This is a genomic window from Cupriavidus sp. 2TAF22 (assembly GCF_052115045.1).
In the GTDB taxonomy this organism is placed as follows: Bacteria; Pseudomonadota; Gammaproteobacteria; order Burkholderiales; family Burkholderiaceae; genus Cupriavidus.
Map to the genome: position 1 here is coordinate 41,029 of NZ_JBFRFX010000040.1, position 19,981 is coordinate 61,009.

Genomic DNA, 19,981 nt, shown 5'->3' on the forward strand with positions numbered 1-19,981 from the left:
TGCGGCAAAGCCGCTGGATGCCCCGTGGCCAGGGCCGTTCGAACGAGCCTTCGTCGCTGTCGGCTGTGTCAGGCAGGAATGCGATACAGAGCGCAGAGCTTGTTGCCATCCGGATCACGCACATAGGCGAGATACAGCGGGCCCGCTTCCGTGTTGCGTACACCAGGCGGATCCTCGACGGATCTGCCGCCGTTGGCGACCGCGGCGGCATGCAGGGCATCCACCTGGTCCATCGACTGGCAGGTGAAGCCAATCGTGCCGCCATTGGCGGGGGTGGCCGGCTGACCATCAAGTGGCCGGGTCACTATCAACAAGCCCTTGTCGGAGAGATAGGCATAGTCGCCGATAGCTCGGAGCAGGCCCTCGCCATAGCCGAGCGTGCCCAGAACGGCGTCGTAGAATTTCCTGGCTCTTTCCAGGTCGTTGGTGCCGACCACTACATGACTGAACATTGCGGGGTCCTTCCTTGGGAAACAGGTTGAGCGCGGCCGGTTCGACAGTCAGAGCCGGCAAAGCGACCGCACGACATGCCACGATTTCAGGATCGAACTCGTGCGGCGGCACGTCTTCATCGGATACGCCTGCCTACCTCTCAGTGGGACTCCACATGCGCACCGTCGGTGTACGGACTGCGTGGTTCCTGCACCGAACGGGCGCTGTCGGTGTACGGGCCACCCGCGCCGTGATGGGACAGTCCGGCTGCCTGCGCCCCGGCAGCGGCGGTAACCAGGGCGATAGTGAGTACGAAGCGCTTGGCGATGTTGCTAGTCATGATCGATTTCCTTGAGGTCATTGAGTAAAAAGTCGCTTCTCGCAGTGGCGCCTGCTGCTTAAGATTGACGGTGCGTGACGTCTCACACATCGGTACGTCTTAGTGTAGCTATGAAAATCATAGTATCAAGAAAAACAAGGCTTTGCGGTGATCTGCTCACAAACGGCAGTTGGCCGAAGGGGCGTCGCGACTACGAAAAGCAACGACAGACGGCGACCGATGAACGGGAGATCAGTGGGTAGCGCCGACGATTAAGGCTGAGACGGTAGCCCGTGGCGGCAAGCTCGCTGTCATCAAAGGAGCGTGCTAGGCGAAGAGGATTCGATAAGGCTGCCCGCAATAGCAGGAGCGACACCGCAGCGGTAGTGCGGCGGATGACCCGCAGTGCGCGCATGCGCTGCGCGTGTTGGAGAGGCGGTCGGGAAGTGTGAAGGTGGCGCGATCAGTCGGAGAGCGCCTCGGCCGAATGCCGACCTCGCAACCGCTTGATCGAGTGGAAGGAGTACCAGGTCTCGGATATCAGAAATCAGCCGGGAACAGGCCGATTCGCTTCTGGACAGCCGTTCGCGCCAGACTAAGGCATGCGCTCAGTGGACAGGCGACATGGGCGCCTCGTGCCGCCATTCGTGATGTCTAGTTATTTCCGCTTGAAGGAAGCACGTCGCGCTGCGCGTTCCGTCGCGAAATCGTTACCCATTGAAGCGTGCAGATCCTTGCGCTCCACCGGTTTCCCGCAGTGCGGGCAGATGCTGGCAAGCCCGACGTCGTCCCCGCATTCGCGATGCACGAAATGCATCGCCAGTTCCCTGTCCTTCTTCTTTGCCCACGTTTCGCCCCAGGCGCGCAGCGCGTAGATCACGGGATAGAACGCCCACCCCTTGTCCGTCAGACGGTATTCATAGCGCAACGGCTTTTCGCTATATGGGTGGCGTTCGACCATGCCGTCCGCTTCAAGCGCCTTCAGTCGGGAGGCCATCATCTGTGGCGTAGCTTCGGTCTGGATCTGTATTTCCTCGAACCGCGTTGCGCCCATGTAGGAGACCGCGCCCGCTACCTCAAACCAACACGTGACGCGTTTCAAGGAAAAAGCGCTGAATCTGCCGTTCTATAGACGGATCGACCATCGCCTCCGGCCGGTTTCCGTTCGGGCAGGCCAGTCGTGGTGTTGTCCCGAACAACCGGCAAATCAACGGGCGCTCAGCATACACTTGACACCCCTTGTTGCCAAGATGAGGGCAACTAAGGTTTGTAAGCGCAGCTTCGTGCTCGGCATCGCTCTTGACGGGAAGCCTCGACATCTCTTCCGTTGAGGTCGTCACCGGTCCACAGCAGTCATGGCATCCAGGGGTGCACTCGAATGAGGGAATCCGTGAGCGAAAGAATCTAATTTTTTGACTAATCATTTGTGCGGCTACCCCCATTGGCCTGTCCGCGTACCTCTGGTCGACCTGCCGGCCTGCTAACGCATCGCGTGCGAAGCACTCACGACTCGCCGCGATAGGCATTCAGGCGTTCGGTGCTCTCGGGCTTCCGTAGCTTTCGCAGGGCCTGGCTTTCCAGTTGCCGAATACGTTCGCGGGTCACGCCGAATTGCAGGCCAATCTCATCCAGCGTGTACTCGGTCGCAGTGCCGATCCCGAAGCGCATCCGCAAAATCTTCGCCTCCCGCGCACCCAGCGTCGACAAGACGGCTTCCAAGTCCCGCTTGAGCCCCGCTTGAACTGCCGCATCAAGAGGAGAGGCGGTGATCTCGTCCGCCAACGTGTCTCCCAGCAACGCATCCCCGCTCTCCCCAACCGGCATATCAAGCGATACCGGCTGCTTGACAACGTTCAAAATGGACTTGATCTTCTTCTCGCTCATCCCCACCTTGGCCGCCAAGATATCCGACGTCGGCATTGCTCCGGTTTCACTGAAGCACTCGCGCGAGGCCCGATTGATCTTTCCAACGACCTCCACGAGGTGCATCGGGATGCCGATGGTGGGTGCCTTGTCAGCAATAGAGCGAGTCACCGCCTGGCGAATCCACCAGGTCGCGTAGGTCGAAAATCGATAACCACGGCGGTAGTCGAATTTATCCGCCGCCCGCATCAGCCCGATGTTGCCCTCTTGAATGAGATCCAACAGTGGCAAGCCACGATTGATGTATTTCTTGGCGATTGAGACGACCAGGCGAAGGTTAGCCTCGATCATCTCGGCTCTTGCTTGGCGAGCCTTGACCTGCGCTCTTGTCACCAGCCGGCCGACTTCCCTCAGATCCTCAAGGGGAATAGCGGCGCGAGATTCTATGGCAAGCAGTTGTTGCTGCAGCGCCTGGATTTCCAGAAGCTGCCGCGGCAGCAAACCGTTGGGGGTAGGACAGTCCGCCCCAAGCGCTTCCGGCCAGTCGAACTGGATTTCACGACCCTTTAAGCGCTGCGCGAACTCATCGCGTGTCATGCCGCATTGACCGATCAAGATTCCAGCGAGTCGCCGTTCCGTTTGACGAACGTCCTCAAGATGCACGTTGAGGACTCGGCTGAGCCGCTCAATCGCGATTGGGCTGAAGCGCAGCTTGGCGAGCACACATCGAATCGCTGCCAGCGCCTGCATATCGCGGAGCGTGCCACCTTCATGAGGCCCGTGGGACGCGGTCAATTCGATAACCCGCGCTCGCACGCTGGCGAGCCACTCGAGTACATCCCGCTTCAAGGCGGCAGCTGACGTTGCCTTCGAGGCGGTGTTCGGACTCCGGGCGCAATCATCGGGCTCTCCATCCTCCTCGCCTACGCTGGCGTCGAGCTGTAACCCGGTATCCTTGCCCGGATTGTCAGCGGGCACGGTTTGGGCATCGACGACGTGATCAACGAGTTCATCTACGGACAACTCGTCGCGCTCGACTTGCTCGGCCATGGCTAATATCTCGGAGACGACGGTTGGACACCTCGCCATTGCGTCAACCATTTCCATGATTGCCTCTTCATGGCGGGTCGCGATCTCTACCTCGTTGTCGCGCGTCAGCAACTGGACGGCGCCAATTTCCCGCAGATACATCTGCACGGGATCGGTGGTACGACCGAATCGGTTATCGCTCTGCGTGATGGCGGCGGTAGCTTCCTCCAATGTGGCCTCATCGGAGCTTGAGACCGGCGCGTCCTCGATTAACAGCATCGTGTCAGCAGGCGCTCTATCCACGACCTCAATGCCAAGCTCCGCCAACATCGCCAGAATTCTGTCAGTAATGCTGGCTTGGTCCTTGCCGTCAGGAAGATGGTCGCTGATTTCACCGTGGGTCAGGAATCCGCGCTCCTTGCCGAGCGCGATCAGCATAAGCAGGCTCGTTTGTTGGTTATCGTTCATCTGACACACAAAAGTCGTGCATGGGACGCGCATTCATTCGCAGCACTCCCAAAGCACGTTATCCATGGCTCCACGCCATCACGCTGTTCCCAATTTGGCACCAAGTTGCCCAACCATGGGTACACCACTTCTATTTCGAGCGTTCGAGTCAAACTTGCAGCCGAGCCAGCCAGGCCACCACCACTGCAGCAGCGGCAAGCCAGAGCGCAACAATCACGACGACCGCGACGCGACTGACGGGGCGCTCTGCAGCGAGCGCGGCGGCGGCGCGATGCTGTTCCATCACCTCAGCCGGGATCAACCGGACCACCAGCAACACGCCGAGGGGTACCAGCACCACGTCATCCAGATAGCCCAGGACCGGGATGAAATCCGGAATCAGGTCAATAGGAGATAAGGCATAGGCGGCGACTAACACGGCTAGCGCTTTCGCATACCGAGGCGTGCGAGGGTCGCGCGCTGCCAACCACACCGCGTGGACGTCTCGCTTGACCTCGCGTGCCCATACGCGCGCACGAGCGGCCTGCCGCGGGAGGAAATCCGAGCGCAACATGTGGATCCGCACATCATCCATGACGGGTACCGCACCAAGGGCGAGCAGCAATGTGGCCAATGGAAGGGTGACGCTGAACCCAACATGCCTGAAGCCCACAGCCCCGACTACGCCGCCGGTAAAGAACAGCGCGACCAGCGTCACGAGCACTCGCAGTTTTCTCCGGTCGGCCAGCACAATGGGCTTGGCGGCATCGGCTTTGGCCAGGTTCCAGTAGAACAGCTTACCCAGTTCAATGCCGATGTCGGTGACCATCCCCGTGATATGCGTGGTCCGGATCTCGGCCTTCGAGAGCTTGGTGATCATGGCATTCTGCAACCCCATGATGAAGCAAAGCACCATGACCGTCGCCGGCACGAACAGCCATTCGTGATGCTCGAGATTGCTGCCTAGCAGACCAAAACATACCAGCAACGCCGCCTCCAGCATCAACGGCAGCGCGTATTCGCTGTGCAGGCGCTCGCGCCGCCCCCAGTTGATCAAAATCGCAGAGCAGGCCGCGCCCGCCAGAAACGATAACAAGGCACCGAGGCCGTCCAGAATGAGCCCGACACTGCCGAGCGCTAGATTGTCAGCCATGGCGGACACGATGCCCGACATATGGGAGGTGTACTGCTGCACCGCCAAGAATCCGCCTGCATTGGTGGCGCCCGCCACAAAGGCAAGATAACGCGCCAGTTGCCGGTTGGCTTCTGGACTGCGCTCCCTTCCAGTCAGTCTGCGCAAGTATCGGATCGGCATGGTCGCATCGGTGGGCGTTACCTTCGGTTCAGGCCGTGTCTATCCAACATCGGCCCGCCAGCTCATCAGCCCGTGAGCTTCTGCAAGAATGTGTGATCTGACGCGAGCCGTTTGCCCTGTTTCAGACGACGCGCGGCCGCGCGCAGATTCAGGGGATGCGTGGTTTCCAGTATGCGCGCGCGCATCAGCAGTTCGTCCAGCGAGGGTAGTGCCCGCGCGCTCTTCCAAGCGAGCAGCGTGTAGTTGCAACTGTCCTCGGACAGGGAAATGGAAAATGAGTCGCCGAACACCGAACGAACTTCGTCCAGATAGGAAGGGATATCGGAATCGCTGTCGAGGAAGTTCGCGACCAATACCCCCTCGTCGGCGAGCCGGGCATGGCACGCTGCGTAGAAGTCCGCGATGCCCAGTTGTGTCGGCATGCCATGAGCGAGAAAACCATCCACCAATATGACTTCCGGCCGCGCGTCCTGATTCTTGACATACTCGGCGCCATCCGCGCAAACCACCTCGAGCCGTTCGTCGTCGGGCGGAATATGAAACGTATCGCGCAATGCAATCACCGCCGGATCGATTTCGATTGCGACCACCTTCGCATTCGGAAGATGCCGATAGCAATACTTGAGTAATGATCCCCCGCCGAGGCCGATCATCGAGATCCTGGTGGGTGCCGGCTGCAGCAGTAAAAACGCCATCATCGTCCGCGTGTAGCCAAGAACAAGCTTGTCGGGGTCGCGTCGCGACATGATGCTTTGGGTAGCCAGCGCATCGAAATGCAGTGAAATTGCAAGTGGGGTTTCCGGTACGGTCGGCGTGCCGTCGTCGGGGGCTTCGGAGAGAAACTTTAAGTAGGCTTCAAAGGAGGTGCGATTGGGGTCCATGTGTGGGGCTCCATCAGGCGTGGTATTCAATTCCTCACTCCGTCAGCAGTGCGGCGATGACTTTCACGGCAGCAACTTCATCCGGGCCGGTGGCCTGAATACGTACCTGAGTTCCCGCCCGCGCTGAGAGTCGCATCACGTCCATCACATTCTTGGCGTTCGCTGTGCAGTCATTGCTGACAAGCAGGATCTCGGACTCGAACTGGGCAGCGGTAAAGGTTAGCCGCGCTGAGCCGCGACCTTGCAAGCCCATGCGGTTGGTCATTTCAATTGTCGCGTCTAGCACATCGCCCTCAAATAAAAAGCGGCCCCTAAGCAACTTCCAGGCGCTTACCCATATGGCTTGCCGCCGGCGGCGGAACATGCTCGTCTGGGTATGCCCGAACCACAGGCTGCACTTGGCCGCTCACTTGTATATAATGATAACGCTATTATCATACAACACTACTCTAAGCTGCATGGAATCCAAGACCGCTCGTTTCACCGTGTTGATCGACCCCGTGAAGAAGAAAGCCTTTGAAACCCTGTGCGCGGCGCAGGATCAGACGCCGTCGCAGGTGGTGCGCCAGTTGATCCGCGACTATTTGGAGCAGCATGGGGTGGCCTATGCCACCCGGCCCCAGGTTGGCGCTACGGTTCTGGCTAAGAATGACCGCGAGTGACCGATGTCCGCATAGCGGACTACCAGCCTCACCCTGCAGGTCGGCCTCGGCATCGCACTGATAATGACCACTGCGAGGCATCCCGAGATGCCTACCGCCCAATCGGGACCTTCCATGCGTGGTGCTGGCCTCAATCTCATACTTGGCTTTACGGCATGCCGAGACCGGAGTCAGGGTCTGGCAACTATCGGGAGGCATCCATGCACAAGCCGGCGGTCACTTATCGCGTCACGCCGCGCGCAAAAGCGCTCGATGACGGTAGCTACCAACCGAAGGTGCTGGTGGCTATCTATCGGGGTGACGCCTTGCTTAGAGATGTCGCGCTTTACGCGAGATGCGACGCTTGTCCGCTGCGCGACACTGCGGCAAGGCTTGCTGAAGCGCTGGCCTTGCGGATTCAGGCGGTACTCAAGGATGTACAAGAGACGGACGACGTCGCCACGGCCGCTATTCAGACACTATTGCGACGCATTGGGCTCAGGACGAGCCTACGATCAGCCACCATGCGTGGTGCTGGCGTCAACTAGCCGGATTCGGCAACAGGCAGGGTGGCGCAGGACCGCAGTCCATGCCCTTCAAGCGGGCAATGTGAATACGTCTCCTCGGCGCTCCGGCGCCCCACTACTCCTCTCCTTGATGCATAAGCGCTGGACCTCAGGCAGCCTGGAGAACCTCAACTACCTTATTGGCTTCGGCTTGCGAGTCGACTGCCACATAGGCGACAAACTGCGTACCGATCACCGAAGCGGAGAACCCGCGGAGGTTCAAATTCGCTTTGGCAAGCTTCTCCGTCAGCGCCGATGCGATGCCCGGTTGGTTAATCCCCATGACACGAACGCAGTGCAGCGTTTGTGTCACGTTGAAGCCAACCAGAGCCGCGGCCACAATCTCTCTATCACCCTGTAGTGGGGTGACAAATACGACGCCGTCACCAGGTTTGTCCGGATTGCGGCGCGCGATGATGAGTTGCAGATCGGCTCCCACATCGCATAGGGGGGCCAACGATCCGGCCAGTCCACCTGGCTTGTCCGGAATCCCTGCCACCCAAACCTCCACCTGTTCCACAAGCAGTTCCATGGTCGCCTCTCCGTCCTCCATACGGCCAGTGGAGATGGTCACTCCCCCGGTCGGTTCGTAGTCCTGTCGCCGCTTGCTTCCAGGCGAATGGACGTCCATGGCATTGCCAGCCCATTGTCGCCAATGCCTCACGCGCTTCGATGCCATGGTATCTAGCGATACACCAGTACAGGGATCTTGCTGTGAGTCAGGACCTTCTGCGTCTCACTGCCAATCACCAGTCCCTGCACGCCGCGCCGCCCATGCGACGCCATCACGATGAGGTCACAGCCCTTATCCTCGGCTGTTTTGATGATGGCTTCGTACGGGTGATCGTTGACCAGATACGTCGTATCACAGGGCACCCCTGCGGCGGCGGCTTCGCTCGCCACGCCTTGTAGATATTTCGTGGCCTCCTCCCAGGATTCCTGCGTGAAACGCTCTCGGGTGTCCGTCAGCATTTCAGTGTGATAGGTCAGAACATGGTAGTTCGGGCCAACCCGAAGCGCCGTAACCCGGGCGTTCATTTGCTGCGCAAGGGCAAGCGCCTTATGGCAGGCGGCATCAGATAGAAAAGAGCCATCGACCGCGAGCAGAAGATGCGCAAACATATCTTTCTCCTTGTCTGCCTGGATTCGAGGCCATCGAAAGAGTCGATCACCGTTCCCTATCGCCCACGCCTCGTCACCCTCAGGCAGATGAGGGTTCTCACAAAATGCCACGTGAGCAAAGGTTCCAAAGACCAGCTAGGGCGCGCCTGCGCACAAGGTCAATCTGGGACGGAATATGTTAATAGGATTAACATGTTGATTACACCGCTACTGCATTACATTAGGTTCTGTAGCATATGCAATCTTCATTCCGTATGCTAGGTTGTCGCAAGCAATTAGCGACCTTTGCCGTCGCTTCATTGACGGTGAACCGCGGCGGCGGCAAGCACTTTTGGGTCGCACGGCGTTCATGTATGATGTGACGCATCTGACCATCGTATTGGCATGTTGAGGCTCCATGGAGATCAAGACTGCTCGGCTGACGCTGCTCATCGATCCCAACAAGAAGGCCGCTTTCGAGCGCCTTTGTGCACAACAGGATCTGACGGCATCGCAAGTGGTGCGCCAGCTCATCCGCGAATACCTCGCTCAACATGGGGTCCAGTACGTGCCCAGCGGGTTGCACGCGGGCAATACCGAGCCTGCTGACGACGGAACACCGCCACAGGAACAGGCACCGGCGCAGGCCGAAGCGCCCCCCCCCACCAGACGGCGCGCCACACGTCGCAAGGCCTAGGCCATGAGCAGCGTGCCCCCCGTCGCTCAATGGCTCCATATCGACTGGGTGCTTGTTGTTGTGGGGGCTTGGTTGTTCGTCGGGGCCGCAGGCGTTGCCGCGCTGCAGCGGCTGACCCTGGTGTCTCGCGTTCTTTTCCCGCTCGGCGGATTGCTTGGGCTGGCGCTTTTCGGCCTGGCACTTGCCGCTGTGCTTGGCACGCCCGAGGTCGCCGTACTAGCCATTGGACTGCCAGCACTGCCCTTCCACATCCGGCTCGACAGCCTCTCCGCCTATTTCCTAATGGTGATCGGTGGTACGGCGGCGGGCATCTCTATATTTGCAGCCGGATATTTCCGCAAGGGTGAGGGCACGCCGCCAGGCTTGCTGTGCCTGGAATATCACCTGTTCCTGGCCAGCATGGCCGGTGTCATCCTGGCCGACGATGCCTACTCGTTCATGGTCATGTGGGAGACCATGGCGCTGTCGTCGTTCTTCCTGGTGACAGCAAACCACCGCATTCGAGAGGTACGCAGCGCCGGCTACCTTTACATCACGATGGCGCGTATCGGCGCGATCGCGATTCTGCTCTGCTTCGGTGTTCTGCAGGCCAACACCGGTGACTACACCTTCGCGAACATGCGTGACCAGGCTCTGACGCCCTTCTGGGCCTCGGTCGGCTTCCTGCTTGCCGTGTTCGGCTTCGGCGCCAAGGCCGGCGTCCTGCCCTTGCATGTCTGGCTGCCGGAGGCACACCCGGCCGCGCCTTCGCCGGTCTCCGCGATGATGAGCGGCGTCATGCTCAATACAGCCATCTACGGGCTGTTGCGCGTGTCCTTCGACCTGCTGTGTATGCGTCTGTGGTGGTGGGGCGCGCTGCTTCTGGCCGTCGGCCTGGCCACTGCCCTGTTCGGCGTCGTCTTTGCCGCGGTGCAGAGCGACATGAAGCGCTTGCTGGCCTATTCGTCCATCGAGAATATGGGCCTGCTGTTCGTCGCCACGGGCCTGACCCTGATCTTCTCGGCCTACGACATGAGGCCGATGGCGGCACTGGCCCTGACCGCGACGCTCTATCACGTCGCAAGCCATGCCTTATTCAAGAGCCTGCTCTTCCTCGGCACGGGCAGCGTACTGCATGCCACCGCCGAGCGAAGTCTCGGCAAGCTGGGCGGGCTGATTCGGTACATGCCTTGGGTTGGCTGGCTTACGCTACTGGGCGCGCTGGCCAGCGCCGGGCTGCCTCCGCTCGGCAGTTTCGTGTCGGAGTGGCTGCTGCTGCAGAGCTTCCTGTTCACGCCAGGCCTGCCCGTGCCGCTGCTGACGATGCTGATCCCGGTGGTCGCTGCGCTAATCGCGCTGGTGGCGGCCCTAGCCGGCTACACGATGGTCAAGTTCTTCGGTGTGATCTTCCTCGGCCAGCCGCGCGAGCACAAACTCGCCCACGCGCATGACGCCGGTCCCTGGGAGCGCGCAGGCATGATATGGCTCGCCCTCGGCTGTGTGACGCTTGGCCTGCTGCCGACGCAGTTCATCCAGCTGATCGACCCGGTAACGAAGCAGCTGGTTGCCGCCGGTTTGGGCGCCCGAGCGGCTACCAGCAGTTGGCTGCTGGCGCCGAGCAGCCTAGGTCAAGCCAGTTACGGGCCGGTGATCTTCCTCCTCGGCATCCTGACTAGCTTTGCGCTCGCCTACTTGCTCGTGCGCTGGCTTTACCATGGCCGGCTGCGCCGCGGCCCACCATGGGCCTGCGGATTTCCCTGGGGCACCGCGCGCATGCAGGATACCGCCGAGGGTTTCGGCCAGCCAATCCGTCAGATCTTCGAACCCTTCTTTTTGATGCAGCGCGACCTGCCGACGCCGTTCGACGAACAGCCGCGCTACCGGGTGACCGTCGAGGACCGCTTCTGGCGTTGGCTGTACCTACCCACTGCCGAATTGGCTTCATACCTGGCGCGACTGGCCAGCCTGATGCAGCAAGGGCGCATCTCGGTATATCTGCTATACAGTTTCCTGACACTAGTTGCCACGCTGCTGGCGGTGATGCGATGAGGCTTCCATGACGGTCTCCGGCTTGCTGTCGCAGTCGCTAGAAATCGCGATTTCGATCGCCCTGGCGCCGCTACTGACGGGTTGGGTCAATCAATGGCGTTCCTGGCTGCAAAACAAATCCGCGCCCAGCCTCTGGCAGCCATATCGCATGTTGCACAAACTGTTCAACAAGGAATCGGTGGTGGCCGACAACGCGTCGCCGCTGTTCCGCGCCACACCCTACGTGGTGTTCGGCTGTATGGCCCTGGCGTGCGCGATCATCCCAACGCTCTCGACCGACCTCCCGCTGGCACCTGCGGCTGATGCGATCGCGCTGGTCGGCCTGTTCGCGCTAGCGCGGGTTTTCATTTCGCTGGCCGCGATGGACATCGGCACGGCCTTCGGCACCCTGGGGGCGCGGCGCGAGATGCTGATCGGGTTTCTTGCCGAACCCGCATTGCTGATGGTGCTGTTCTCGGCCTCGCTAGTCTCCAAGTCGACGTCGCTCACCACCATCGTCGAGACACTCGCCCATCGTGACCTCGCGATCTACCCCGGGCTGGCCTTTTCCGGCGTTGCCTTCACCATGGTGTCGCTGGCGGAGAACGCCCGCGTGCCGGTCGACAACCCCGCCACGCATCTGGAGCTGACGATGATCCATGAGGCACTCCTCCTGGAGTACTCGGGCCGCCACCTGGCACTCATCGAGTGGGCGTCAAGCCTGAAGCTGTTCGCCTACTCCTGTATCGGACTGGCGTTGTTCTTCCCCTGGGGCATCGCAGAGGCCCAGGCGCCGTTGTCCATGCTGCTGGCGCTGCCGGCGCTGCTGTTCAAACTCACCGTGGGCGGCATCCTGCTTGCCACGCTGGAGACAGTGAGTGCCAAGATGCGCATCTTCCGCGTCCCCGAGTTCCTGGCCACTGCCTTCTTGCTGGCGGTGATCGGCATGCTGGTGCATTTGCTGCTTGCCCGCTGACATGAGCACCTTACTGACCCAGTTCGTCAACCTGCTCGGTGCGGTGCTGCTCATCCTCGCCTTCGGGATGATCTCGCAGCGCCGCGTCCTTTCGCTAATCCACCTGTTCACGCTGCAGGGCGCCACCCTGGCATTGGCGACGGCCGTGGTTGGCTACGTGACCCGGCAGCCGGACCTGTACCTGTCGGCCGGCGTGACATTCGTGCTCAAGGTGCTGCTGATCCCCTATCTCCTGCACCGCGTCATCGACCGGCTTGATATCCGCTGGGACGTGGAGACGCTGATCAATATCCCGACCATCATGGTGATCGGCATCCTGGTGGTGATCTTCGCGTTCAACCTGGCCATGCCTATCTCGCGGCTGTCGGTGAAGCTGGCCAGCGGCACGCTCGGCATCGCGCTAGCCTGCATACTGCTGTCGTTCCTGATGATGATCACCCGCTCCAAGGCCATACCGCAGGTCATCGGCTTCCTGGCCATGGAGAATGGGTTGTTCTTTGCCGCCACCTCGGCAACCTACGGCATGCCGATGGTGGTTGAACTTGGCATCGCGCTGGATGTGCTGATCGGCGTGCTGATCCTGGGCGTGTTCATGTTCCAGATCCGTGAGCAGTTCGACAGCCTGGACATCCGCCACCTCGAGAAGCTGAAGGAGGACTGAGTTGATTGCGCTAGCCTTCCTGCTTGCAACCCCGCTCGCCGGCGGGCTGGTGCTGGCGCTGGTGGGCCATCGCGATAGTGCGCGCGATGTCAACGTCGCGTTCAGCCTGGGCACCTTCATCGCGGCCTGCTTGCTCACCGGTCGGATCATCGACGACGGTCCCACGCTCGTGTGGGACCGTGCGTTCTACATAGACGCCTTGAACGTGTTTCTGGTCACTCTGACCGCGTTCGTGGGCCTGACCACGTCGATCTTCTCGCGGCCTTACATGCGCGTGGAGCGCGACCACGGCAAGATGACGCCGCCGCGGCTGCGCCTGTACCACAGCATGTACCAGCTATTCACGTTCACGATGCTGTTGGCACTGACGACCAACAATATGGGCATCGTGTGGGTCGCGATGGAGGCCGCCACGCTGACCACGGTACTGTTGGTCAGCGTCTACCGGACCGCAGCCAGCCTCGAGGCAGCCTGGAAGTACTTCATCCTGTGCGGCGTGGGTATCGCCCAGGCACTCTTTGGCACCGTACTGCTCTACATGGCAGCCGAGCAGGTCATTGGCACCGAGGGCGGCGCGCTGCTGTGGACCAACCTCGATGCGGTCAAGGGTCGGCTGGACCCGAATATCATCACCCTGGCCTTTGCCTTCCTGTTTATCGGCTATGGGACCAAGGTCGGCCTGGTGCCGCTGCACAACTGGCTGCCGGACGCGCATGCCGAGGGGCCGACCCCGGTGTCCGCCGTGCTGTCCGGCCTGCTGCTCAATGTGGCCCTATACGCCATCCTGCGCTGCAAGGTGTTGACGGACGGCGCGCTGAACAACCATCTCACCGGCCACCTGATGATGGGCTTCGGCCTGGTTTCCGTCGTGGCGGCTGTCTTCCTCCTTATCCGCCAGCGGGACGTCAAGCGCATGTTCGCCTATTCGTCCATCGAACATATGGGCATGATGACCTTCGCTTTCGGCATGGGCGGGCCGATCGCCAGCTTCGCCGGACTTCTGCACATGACGGTGCATTCGCTGGTCAAGTCCGCGATCTTCTTCGCCGTCGGCCATGCGGCGCAGAAAGCGGGTACGCAGGTCATGGACGAGATCCGCGGGCTGATCCGCGTCAGCCCCACGGTCGGCTGGGGCCTGATGTTGGGCGTGCTGGCTATCCTGGGAATGCCGCCTTTCGGGGTATTCGCCAGCGAATTCCTGATCGTCACCACCGCGATGCGTGAGCAACCCTGGGCCACGCCCTTCCTGCTGGTCGCGCTCGGCCTGGCTTTTGCGTCGGTATTCAGTCGCGTGCAGCCGATGGTCTTCGGCGAGACCACCCTGAAACCCCTGGCACACCCGCCGGCGCTGATTCCGGTGTTCACACACCTCGTACTTGGATTGATGCTGGGACTTTATATCCCGCCGTATCTGGATGCATGGTACCGCCAGGCGGCTGCCATGCTGGGGAGTTGAGCGCATGGCTCTGCCTGAACTCGGACTCAAGCTGAATGGCCTGCCGGCACCGCTGCCGGTATGGCACGGGCTGGTCAGTCCCGACGCATGGAGCGCGGCAGCGCGCACGGTTAATGACACGGGAGGGCGCCTCATATCGGTGTGGGGTGTCGACCGTAGCGCCGCGGGGGGCGCGTTGGCGGCATGTGCCGCGTATGCCGTACCGGAGGGCCTGGTCTGGCTCGAACTGCGGCTCGACGATCCAGCGCAGGGAGTTCCGGATCTGAGCGCCATATTCCCGTGCGCCGGGCGGATGCAGCGCGCCATGGTTGACCTTTCGGGCATCCATGTGCACGGCAGCCGCGACCGACGCCCTTGGCTGGACCATGGCCTGTGGCAGCCCGAGTCATTTCCCTTGCGACACGGGACGCAGCCGCTGGTCGCCGCGGGCAAGCTGCCGACGGCCTACCCTTTCGTACGCGTCGATGGCGATGGCGTGCATGAGATCGCCGTCGGCCCGGTGCACGCGGGCATCATCGAACCCGGCCACTTCCGCCTCTCCGTCGTCGGAGAGAAGGTGCTGCGGCTGGAAGCCCACCTGGGTTACACGCACAAGGGCATCGAGCGACGCTTCACCGAAGTCGCACCGATTGAAGCCCACCGGCTAGCCGGCCGTGTATCGGGCGACTCGACGGTGGCCTATGCCTGGGCCTACTGCATGGCGCTCGAGTCCGCGTCGGGCAGCGAGATACCGACAAGGGCAGCCTGGCTGCGTGCCATGATGCTGGAGCGCGAACGCGTGGCCAACCACCTGGGCGATCTCGGTGCCTTGGGCAATGATGCCGGATTGGCCTTTGGGTTGGCCCAGTTCTCGCGACTGCGCGAGGACTGGCAGCGCCTGTCTAAGGAGGTATTCGGTCACCGGCTCATGATGGATGCAGTGGTGCCCGGAGGTGTTGCGATCGACCTGACGCCGCCGATGCTGGATTGGCTGCGCAAGCAGTGCGACGGCATCGAGCGCAAGGTCCGCGCACTGCGGATCGTGTATGACGAACATGCCGGCCTGCAGGACCGTTTTCTCACCACGGGGCGGGTGGCGCCACAACTCGCAGCCCAGCTTGGCCTCACGGGGCTCGCCGGGCGCGCCAGCGCGCAAGCGGCGGACCTGCGCTGCGACCACGCATGGCCGCCCTACGATCGGTTAGACGTCAGGATGGCCACGCACCGAAACGGCGATGTCGCCGCACGTGTGGCGATGCGCTTCGACGAGACGCTTGAATCCCTGCGGCTCGTTCGCGCCATCTGCTCGGAGCTGCCGGGTGGCGCGATATGTGGTGACCTCCGGATGCTGAACAAAATCTCCATCGGAGCAGGCTGGGTAGAGGGCTGGCGTGGTGAAGTCCTTGTCGCCCTCGAGATCGCCGGCGACGGCCGGATCTTGCGTTGCCACTGCCATGATCCCTCTTGGCAGAACTGGCCAGTGCTTGAACACGCCGTCATCGGCAATATCGTTCCGGACTTTCCGCTGATCAACAAGTCTTTCAATCTCTCCTATTCGGGGCACGACCTCTGATGTGGCTCCTCCTCAAGCAAATTGCCCGTACCGGCATCGTGACCGAGCCTGCGCCCCAGGCCGTCGATGCCGATGGCGGCGCCGCGATTCAACGCATCCACAAGGACATCCTCGATATTCTCGGTCAGGCGCTGGCGATTAGGGAGGTCGACGCAGGCTCGTGCAACGGCTGTGAACTGGAAATCCACGCGCTCAACAACGCCTACTACAACATCGAAGGGCTTGGCATCAAATTCGTTGCCAGCCCGCGGCATGCTGACATGCTGCTGGTGACCGGACCGGTCTCGCGTCACATGGAAGAGGCTTTGCGGCGTACCTATGACGCGACGCCGGAGCCGAAGCTCGTCGTCGCGGTAGGTGACTGCGGCTGTACGGGTGGTATCTTCGGCGAGAGCTATGCAAGTTGCGGTCGCGTCGCCAACGTCATCCCCGTCGACGTCGCTGTGGCTGGCTGCCCGCCTCCCCCCATCGAGATCCTGCGGGGGATACTAACCGCCGTGCAGCGGCGCAAAAGCTAAGTCATCTAAACGAAAATCCTGGAGGATGACGATAAGGGAAGTGACGTGCCCCGAATCCTTGTCGTTATGGTCGCCTGCAGCTCTTAATTATCCACAGCTTCTGTGGATAATTCTCCCTTCCGGACGCAAAGATGCGCACTGACGGGCACGGGATCTGGTCTGCTGCATATTTAAGCGTGGCATTCCGAGCCCATGTCGCATGCGCAGAAGAAGTTGTGCTGGCCGGGTGGCGTACCGGGGGCAGGCCGCGAGTGCGCAGTTGTTTCTTGCCGTCGAAAACGGGTACTCGTGAATCGAGCTGAGAAATGACGAGAGGCGACTCGAAGGCGCCTCTCGTGGCAGGGAAAGGGATGGCCCGGGCGAAGCGGCTACCCCAGACAAGATGGTTCTGAAATGACTGCCCCCATGCACGATCAGGCGGAAACTGCAGATAGCTACTTTATCGAGGCCACACTCGTCGCTGCGCTCGTGCCAATGGTTCCTTACGAATTCTCGCGCCCAATCAACGCAGTACGACTTCGGGACCTTTCTGCCGACTCGTCGTATTCGACGTCCTCGGGCCCGGCGTAATAGAGAGGCTGGAAGGTCTCATCGGCTTCCCTCGCCTGGCACCCAGCCTCACCCACGGGCATTGGCGCATACTGCACCACTCGCTAACCGTTCGATTTCGCCGAGGGCGAGGACTGCTCAGATCGGCGTAGAGGTACGGCGCCTTCTTGCCCCCTCAGGCGATTTAGAGCCTCTACGCGAGAACTGCGCTGAGGTCCGCGCCTTCAGCGGGAACAACTACTTGCCCCTTTTGTGGCGGCATTTTCGCCCGCACCGCTCGGTAATGTTGCGCCTGGCCGAAGTGCTGAAGTGGCAGTCAACCAGCCAGTCGTGCACCCTACTGGCCGCACTGGCAGTGGTGTTGAAGAATGCGGATCTACACCGCGAATGGCTTTCCGCCGACGTCGATCTGAGCTTCGCCTCGGAGCGCTGGCGCAAGCTCGTATATCGCTCTGACAATCTGGGGCCCGGCATCAATCGGCGCCATCTGGAGCTCTGCGTACTTTCGCATATGGTCGCCGAACTGCGCTCTGGCGACCTCTGTGTCGTCGGCTCAGACGCGTTTGCCGACTACCGGCTGCATCTGTTGTCCTGGCGTGAATGCGAGCGCCGCCTCCCTGACTACTGCGCCAAGCTGGAGATGCCGACCAACGCGCAGGATTTCGTTGCACACCTACGTCAGTGGTTGGCCGCGACGGCACAGAACCTGGACGATAGTTTTCCGGATAAGCGTCAGCACGTCACCATTGGCCGCAACGGCGAGCCGGTACTCCGCCGGACCGTCGCCAAGGAAATCCCCGCCAGCGCGCTTGCGCTTCAGCAGACGCTGATCGGCCACATGCCGAACCGCAACCTGCTGGACGTCCTGGCCAACATCGAGCATTGGACCCACTTCACGCGCCACTTCGGCCCGCTTTCAGGCAGCGATCCCAAGATCCGCCACGCCGCCGAGCGCTACTTGCTGACGATCTTCGCGATGGGCTGCAATCTCGGACCCACGCAAGCAGCTCGCCACATGGGCGAACGGGTGACGCCGCACATGATGTCGTTCGTCAATCGGCGACATATGAGTCTCGAACGGCTTGAAACCGCGCAGCGCGAACTGATCGAGTTGTATCTCCAGCTCGACCTGCCCAAGCATTGGGGGGACGGTAAGACCGTGGCGGCTGACGGCACGCAATACGACTTCTACGACAATAACCTGCTCACGGGCTACCACTTCCGCTACCGCAAGAAGGGCGCGGTGGCTTACCGGCATGTTGCAGACAACTACATCGCCGTATTCCGACACTTCATCCCGCCCGGCGTGTGGGAAGCGGTCTACGTCATCGAGGGCTTGCTTAAGGCAGGCTTGAGCGTGGAGGCAGACACGGTGCATGCCGACACTCAGGGCCAGTCAGCTGCCGTTTTTGCCTTTACCTACCTGCTTGGCATCAACCTGATGCCGCGGATTCGTAACTGGCAGGATCTGAAACTTTACCGAGCCTATCCCACCTCCAAGTATCGTCATATTGAGCGCCTTTTTTCGGGCGCGGTGGATTGGGACCTGATCGCCCTTCACTGGCAGGATCTGATGCAGGTCGCGTTGTCGATCCAGGCCGGAACCATATCCTCTCCCCTACTGCTGCGCCGCTTGGGATCGGATAGTCGCAAGAATCGGCTCCTGCTGGCCGCCCAGGAACTGGGCAAGGTTGTTCGCACCGTGTTTCTGCTGGAGTGGATCGGCAGCCGCGAACTGCGCCAGGAAATCACTGCGACGACCAACAAGATCGAGTCCTACAATGGCTTTGCCAAGTGGTTCTCGTTCGGCGGCGATGTTCTGCCCGTGAACGATCCCGACGAGCAGCAAAAGCGATTGCGCTACAACGATCTGGTCGCCTCCGCAGTGATCCTTCAGAACACCGCCGACATGATGCAGGCGCTTCGTGCCATGGAGAAGGACGGTATCAAGGTCGACGTAGACGACATCAGCTTCCTTAGCCCATATCTCACCAGCAACATCAAGCGCTTTGGCGACTACAAGCTAAACCTTGAGCGGACTCCGGAGGCTTGGATCCGCGACAGTCTTTTCACTACCCCCGCATTCTCCGTTTGGAAACCACGCCATGCCTAACACCCAGACCCCTTATGGCCCGGTTGACACCGATGCCTTGCATCGCCTGCAGGACAGCTTCGACACCAGCGAGATCCTGCGCATTGTGGACCTCGTCGATACGATACGAGCCCGAGTCAGCGAGCCGGCAGGAATTCGCGACGACTTACTCCAGTTACATGGCATGGCCCATACGGTTCTCAATGGTGCCAGTCTCGTCTCAGGAGCAACGGATCCAGCCTTGGTCGAGCAGGCCGAGACCATTGTGGAGGAACTGGAAGACTTGATTCGGGTGCTCCAACGCGCTGTGCAGGCGCTGCGCCCACTAGAACTTCTCCGACCTTCCGGCGACGCGTGACAGGCTTGCTGCATCGATAGGTGCACCGCCCTTCAATAGTCGACCGTCCATCTTGGACTGCCTTCGAGCCATTCTTCCGGCTGAACACCAGACAAGCCCTTGATACGCTTCGAGCGCTCGCCTTATATCGAAGATGTGCAGTTAGACGGATTCATCATAACTGGGAGGATTATGATAGTGGATTGGGCGTATCTTGGTCGCAGGCCAAGATCAGTATCGCGGGCGTGGGCAAGCGCAAGCGCATCTACTGGTATCCGGAGAGCGACAAGCACTAAAACCCAGCATCACGCAGACGTTGGAAGCGGCGAGGCAAACTGCGTATGCGCGCGCAGTGCAAGGCGCGCGGTGGCGCTGGCCCGTCTCGCGCCCGTATGCTCCAACCCCGTCAAGAACGCAAGGTCGGCAACTGCCGCGCGAGTACATCGATCCGACGCTTGCCTTTTCCTTGCGCGCCTGCGTGGCCGCGTGGGGCTGACGCTCGGCGTCCCGCTCGCCGATGGGCGGCCCAGCGTGTCGCGTGA

20 protein-coding genes and 1 pseudogene are annotated in these 19,981 nt (G+C 61.0%); 11 read left to right on the forward strand and 10 right to left on the reverse strand.

Annotated elements, in window-relative coordinates:
• Positions 1 to 68: 68 nt before the first annotated feature.
• The 8 genes from AB4Z48_RS32620 to AB4Z48_RS32655 all read right to left on the reverse strand — a co-directional run bounded on the left by AB4Z48_RS32620 (position 69) and on the right by AB4Z48_RS32655 (position 6,572).
• Positions 69 to 452, reverse strand: coding sequence for a VOC family protein (locus tag AB4Z48_RS32620; protein WP_441621683.1), 384 nt, complete (start codon positions 450 to 452; stop codon positions 69 to 71).
• A gap of 140 nt (positions 453 to 592) precedes the next feature.
• Positions 593 to 772 (reverse strand): hypothetical protein, encoded by a 180-nt coding sequence (locus AB4Z48_RS32625; RefSeq protein WP_441621684.1) that lies wholly within the window; start codon positions 770 to 772, stop codon positions 593 to 595.
• Positions 773 to 1,409: 637 nt separating this feature from the next.
• Positions 1,410 to 1,853, reverse strand: a complete 444-nt coding sequence (locus tag AB4Z48_RS32630) for a winged helix-turn-helix transcriptional regulator (RefSeq protein ID WP_441621686.1) — start codon at positions 1,851 to 1,853, stop codon at positions 1,410 to 1,412.
• Positions 1,828 to 2,277 carry a YkgJ family cysteine cluster protein gene (locus AB4Z48_RS32635; protein WP_441621688.1) on the reverse strand — a complete coding sequence of 150 codons (450 nt, stop codon included), beginning with the start codon at positions 2,275 to 2,277 and terminating at the stop codon, positions 1,828 to 1,830. The genes AB4Z48_RS32630 and AB4Z48_RS32635 overlap by 26 nt, the downstream gene beginning before the upstream one ends.
• Entirely contained in the window at positions 2,255 to 4,111 is a 1,857-nt protein-coding gene (rpoD, locus tag AB4Z48_RS32640) for an RNA polymerase sigma factor RpoD (RefSeq protein ID WP_441621690.1), read from the reverse strand. The genes AB4Z48_RS32635 and rpoD overlap by 23 nt, the downstream gene beginning before the upstream one ends.
• Before the next feature lie 148 nt (positions 4,112 to 4,259).
• On the reverse strand, positions 4,260 to 5,405 hold the full coding sequence (locus AB4Z48_RS32645; RefSeq protein ID WP_441621692.1) for a DUF1275 domain-containing transporter: 1,146 nt from the start codon (positions 5,403 to 5,405) through the stop codon (positions 4,260 to 4,262).
• Positions 5,406 to 5,470: 65 nt separating this feature from the next.
• Positions 5,471 to 6,286, reverse strand: coding sequence for a fused MFS/spermidine synthase (locus AB4Z48_RS32650; protein ID WP_441621694.1), 816 nt, complete (start codon positions 6,284 to 6,286; stop codon positions 5,471 to 5,473).
• Between the two features lie 34 nt (positions 6,287 to 6,320).
• Positions 6,321 to 6,572 (reverse strand): HPr family phosphocarrier protein, encoded by a 252-nt coding sequence (locus tag AB4Z48_RS32655; protein ID WP_441621724.1) that lies wholly within the window; start codon positions 6,570 to 6,572, stop codon positions 6,321 to 6,323.
• A 172-nt stretch (positions 6,573 to 6,744) separates the two neighbouring features.
• On the opposite strand from AB4Z48_RS32655, the gene AB4Z48_RS32660 reads away from it, so the two are divergent.
• Together AB4Z48_RS32660 and AB4Z48_RS32665 are read left to right on the forward strand one after the other, a co-directional pair.
• Positions 6,745 to 6,948 (forward strand): CopG family transcriptional regulator, encoded by a 204-nt coding sequence (locus AB4Z48_RS32660; RefSeq protein ID WP_441621696.1) that lies wholly within the window; start codon positions 6,745 to 6,747, stop codon positions 6,946 to 6,948.
• Positions 6,949 to 7,148: 200 nt separating this feature from the next.
• Positions 7,149 to 7,475, forward strand: a complete 327-nt coding sequence (locus AB4Z48_RS32665) for a hypothetical protein (RefSeq protein ID WP_441621698.1) — start codon at positions 7,149 to 7,151, stop codon at positions 7,473 to 7,475.
• Positions 7,476 to 7,602: 127 nt separating this feature from the next.
• Here the strand turns inward: AB4Z48_RS32665 and AB4Z48_RS32670 are convergent, their stop codons facing one another.
• A complete protein-coding gene (locus AB4Z48_RS32670) occupies positions 7,603 to 8,025 on the reverse strand; it encodes an ACT domain-containing protein (RefSeq protein WP_441621699.1) in 423 nt (140 codons plus the stop codon).
• Between the two features lie 152 nt (positions 8,026 to 8,177).
• Positions 8,178 to 8,615, reverse strand: coding sequence for a universal stress protein (locus tag AB4Z48_RS32675; protein WP_441621701.1), 438 nt, complete (start codon positions 8,613 to 8,615; stop codon positions 8,178 to 8,180).
• 397 nt (positions 8,616 to 9,012) lie between these two features.
• On the opposite strand from AB4Z48_RS32675, the gene AB4Z48_RS32680 reads away from it, so the two are divergent.
• The 9 genes and pseudogenes from AB4Z48_RS32680 (at position 9,013) to tnpC (ending at position 19,460) form a co-directional block, all read left to right on the forward strand.
• Entirely contained in the window at positions 9,013 to 9,291 is a 279-nt protein-coding gene (locus AB4Z48_RS32680) for a ribbon-helix-helix protein, CopG family (protein ID WP_441621703.1), read from the forward strand.
• 3 nt (positions 9,292 to 9,294) lie between these two features.
• On the forward strand, positions 9,295 to 11,319 hold the full coding sequence (gene hyfB, locus AB4Z48_RS32685) for a hydrogenase 4 subunit B (RefSeq protein ID WP_441621705.1): 2,025 nt from the start codon (positions 9,295 to 9,297) through the stop codon (positions 11,317 to 11,319).
• A 7-nt stretch (positions 11,320 to 11,326) separates the two neighbouring features.
• Positions 11,327 to 12,274, forward strand: a complete 948-nt coding sequence (locus AB4Z48_RS32690) for a respiratory chain complex I subunit 1 family protein (RefSeq protein WP_441621707.1) — start codon at positions 11,327 to 11,329, stop codon at positions 12,272 to 12,274.
• 1 nt (position 12,275) lies between these two features.
• Positions 12,276 to 12,935: a formate hydrogenlyase gene (locus AB4Z48_RS32695; RefSeq protein ID WP_441621708.1), complete on the forward strand. Its 660-nt coding sequence runs from the start codon at positions 12,276 to 12,278 to the stop codon at positions 12,933 to 12,935.
• Between the two features lies 1 nt (position 12,936).
• A complete protein-coding gene (locus AB4Z48_RS32700; RefSeq protein WP_441621710.1) occupies positions 12,937 to 14,391 on the forward strand; it encodes a hydrogenase 4 subunit F in 1,455 nt (484 codons plus the stop codon).
• A gap of 4 nt (positions 14,392 to 14,395) precedes the next feature.
• Positions 14,396 to 15,943, forward strand: a complete 1,548-nt coding sequence (locus AB4Z48_RS32705; protein WP_441621712.1) for a hydrogenase large subunit — start codon at positions 14,396 to 14,398, stop codon at positions 15,941 to 15,943.
• A complete protein-coding gene (locus AB4Z48_RS32710) occupies positions 15,943 to 16,461 on the forward strand; it encodes an NADH-quinone oxidoreductase subunit B family protein (protein ID WP_441621714.1) in 519 nt (172 codons plus the stop codon). Before AB4Z48_RS32705 ends, AB4Z48_RS32710 begins: the two co-directional genes overlap by 1 nt.
• A gap of 688 nt (positions 16,462 to 17,149) precedes the next feature.
• Positions 17,150 to 19,123 (forward strand): annotated as a pseudogene (locus AB4Z48_RS32715) (Tn3 family transposase); the annotation flags it as partial.
• Positions 19,116 to 19,460: a Tn3 family transposase post-transcriptional regulator TnpC gene (tnpC, locus tag AB4Z48_RS32720; protein WP_441621716.1), complete on the forward strand. Its 345-nt coding sequence runs from the start codon at positions 19,116 to 19,118 to the stop codon at positions 19,458 to 19,460. The pseudogene AB4Z48_RS32715 and the gene tnpC, both read left to right, overlap by 8 nt.
• The last annotated feature ends 521 nt before the right edge of the window (positions 19,461 to 19,981 follow it).

What these genes read in the sequence shown, in the direction of transcription:
- AB4Z48_RS32620 (WP_441621683.1), bottom strand. Translation starts at nt 452, where the DNA reads ATGTTCAGTCATGTAGTGGTCGGCACCAACGACCTGGAAAGAGCCAGG.
- AB4Z48_RS32625 (WP_441621684.1), bottom strand. Translation starts at nt 772, where the DNA reads ATGACTAGCAACATCGCCAAGCGCTTCGTACTCACTATCGCCCTGGTT.
- AB4Z48_RS32635 (WP_441621688.1), bottom strand. Translation starts at nt 2,277, where the DNA reads ATGCCTATCGCGGCGAGTCGTGAGTGCTTCGCACGCGATGCGTTAGCA.
- rpoD (WP_441621690.1), bottom strand. Translation starts at nt 4,111, where the DNA reads ATGAACGATAACCAACAAACGAGCCTGCTTATGCTGATCGCGCTCGGC.
- AB4Z48_RS32645 (WP_441621692.1), bottom strand. Translation starts at nt 5,405, where the DNA reads ATGCCGATCCGATACTTGCGCAGACTGACTGGAAGGGAGCGCAGTCCA.
- AB4Z48_RS32650 (WP_441621694.1), bottom strand. Translation starts at nt 6,286, where the DNA reads ATGGACCCCAATCGCACCTCCTTTGAAGCCTACTTAAAGTTTCTCTCC.
- AB4Z48_RS32660 (WP_441621696.1), top strand. Translation starts at nt 6,745, where the DNA reads ATGGAATCCAAGACCGCTCGTTTCACCGTGTTGATCGACCCCGTGAAG.
- AB4Z48_RS32665 (WP_441621698.1), top strand. Translation starts at nt 7,149, where the DNA reads ATGCACAAGCCGGCGGTCACTTATCGCGTCACGCCGCGCGCAAAAGCG.
- AB4Z48_RS32670 (WP_441621699.1), bottom strand. Translation starts at nt 8,025, where the DNA reads ATGGAACTGCTTGTGGAACAGGTGGAGGTTTGGGTGGCAGGGATTCCG.
- AB4Z48_RS32675 (WP_441621701.1), bottom strand. Translation starts at nt 8,615, where the DNA reads ATGTTTGCGCATCTTCTGCTCGCGGTCGATGGCTCTTTTCTATCTGAT.
- AB4Z48_RS32680 (WP_441621703.1), top strand. Translation starts at nt 9,013, where the DNA reads ATGGAGATCAAGACTGCTCGGCTGACGCTGCTCATCGATCCCAACAAG.
- hyfB (WP_441621705.1), top strand. Translation starts at nt 9,295, where the DNA reads ATGAGCAGCGTGCCCCCCGTCGCTCAATGGCTCCATATCGACTGGGTG.
- AB4Z48_RS32690 (WP_441621707.1), top strand. Translation starts at nt 11,327, where the DNA reads ATGACGGTCTCCGGCTTGCTGTCGCAGTCGCTAGAAATCGCGATTTCG.
- AB4Z48_RS32695 (WP_441621708.1), top strand. Translation starts at nt 12,276, where the DNA reads ATGAGCACCTTACTGACCCAGTTCGTCAACCTGCTCGGTGCGGTGCTG.
- AB4Z48_RS32705 (WP_441621712.1), top strand. Translation starts at nt 14,396, where the DNA reads ATGGCTCTGCCTGAACTCGGACTCAAGCTGAATGGCCTGCCGGCACCG.
- AB4Z48_RS32710 (WP_441621714.1), top strand. Translation starts at nt 15,943, where the DNA reads ATGTGGCTCCTCCTCAAGCAAATTGCCCGTACCGGCATCGTGACCGAG.
- tnpC (WP_441621716.1), top strand. Translation starts at nt 19,116, where the DNA reads ATGCCTAACACCCAGACCCCTTATGGCCCGGTTGACACCGATGCCTTG.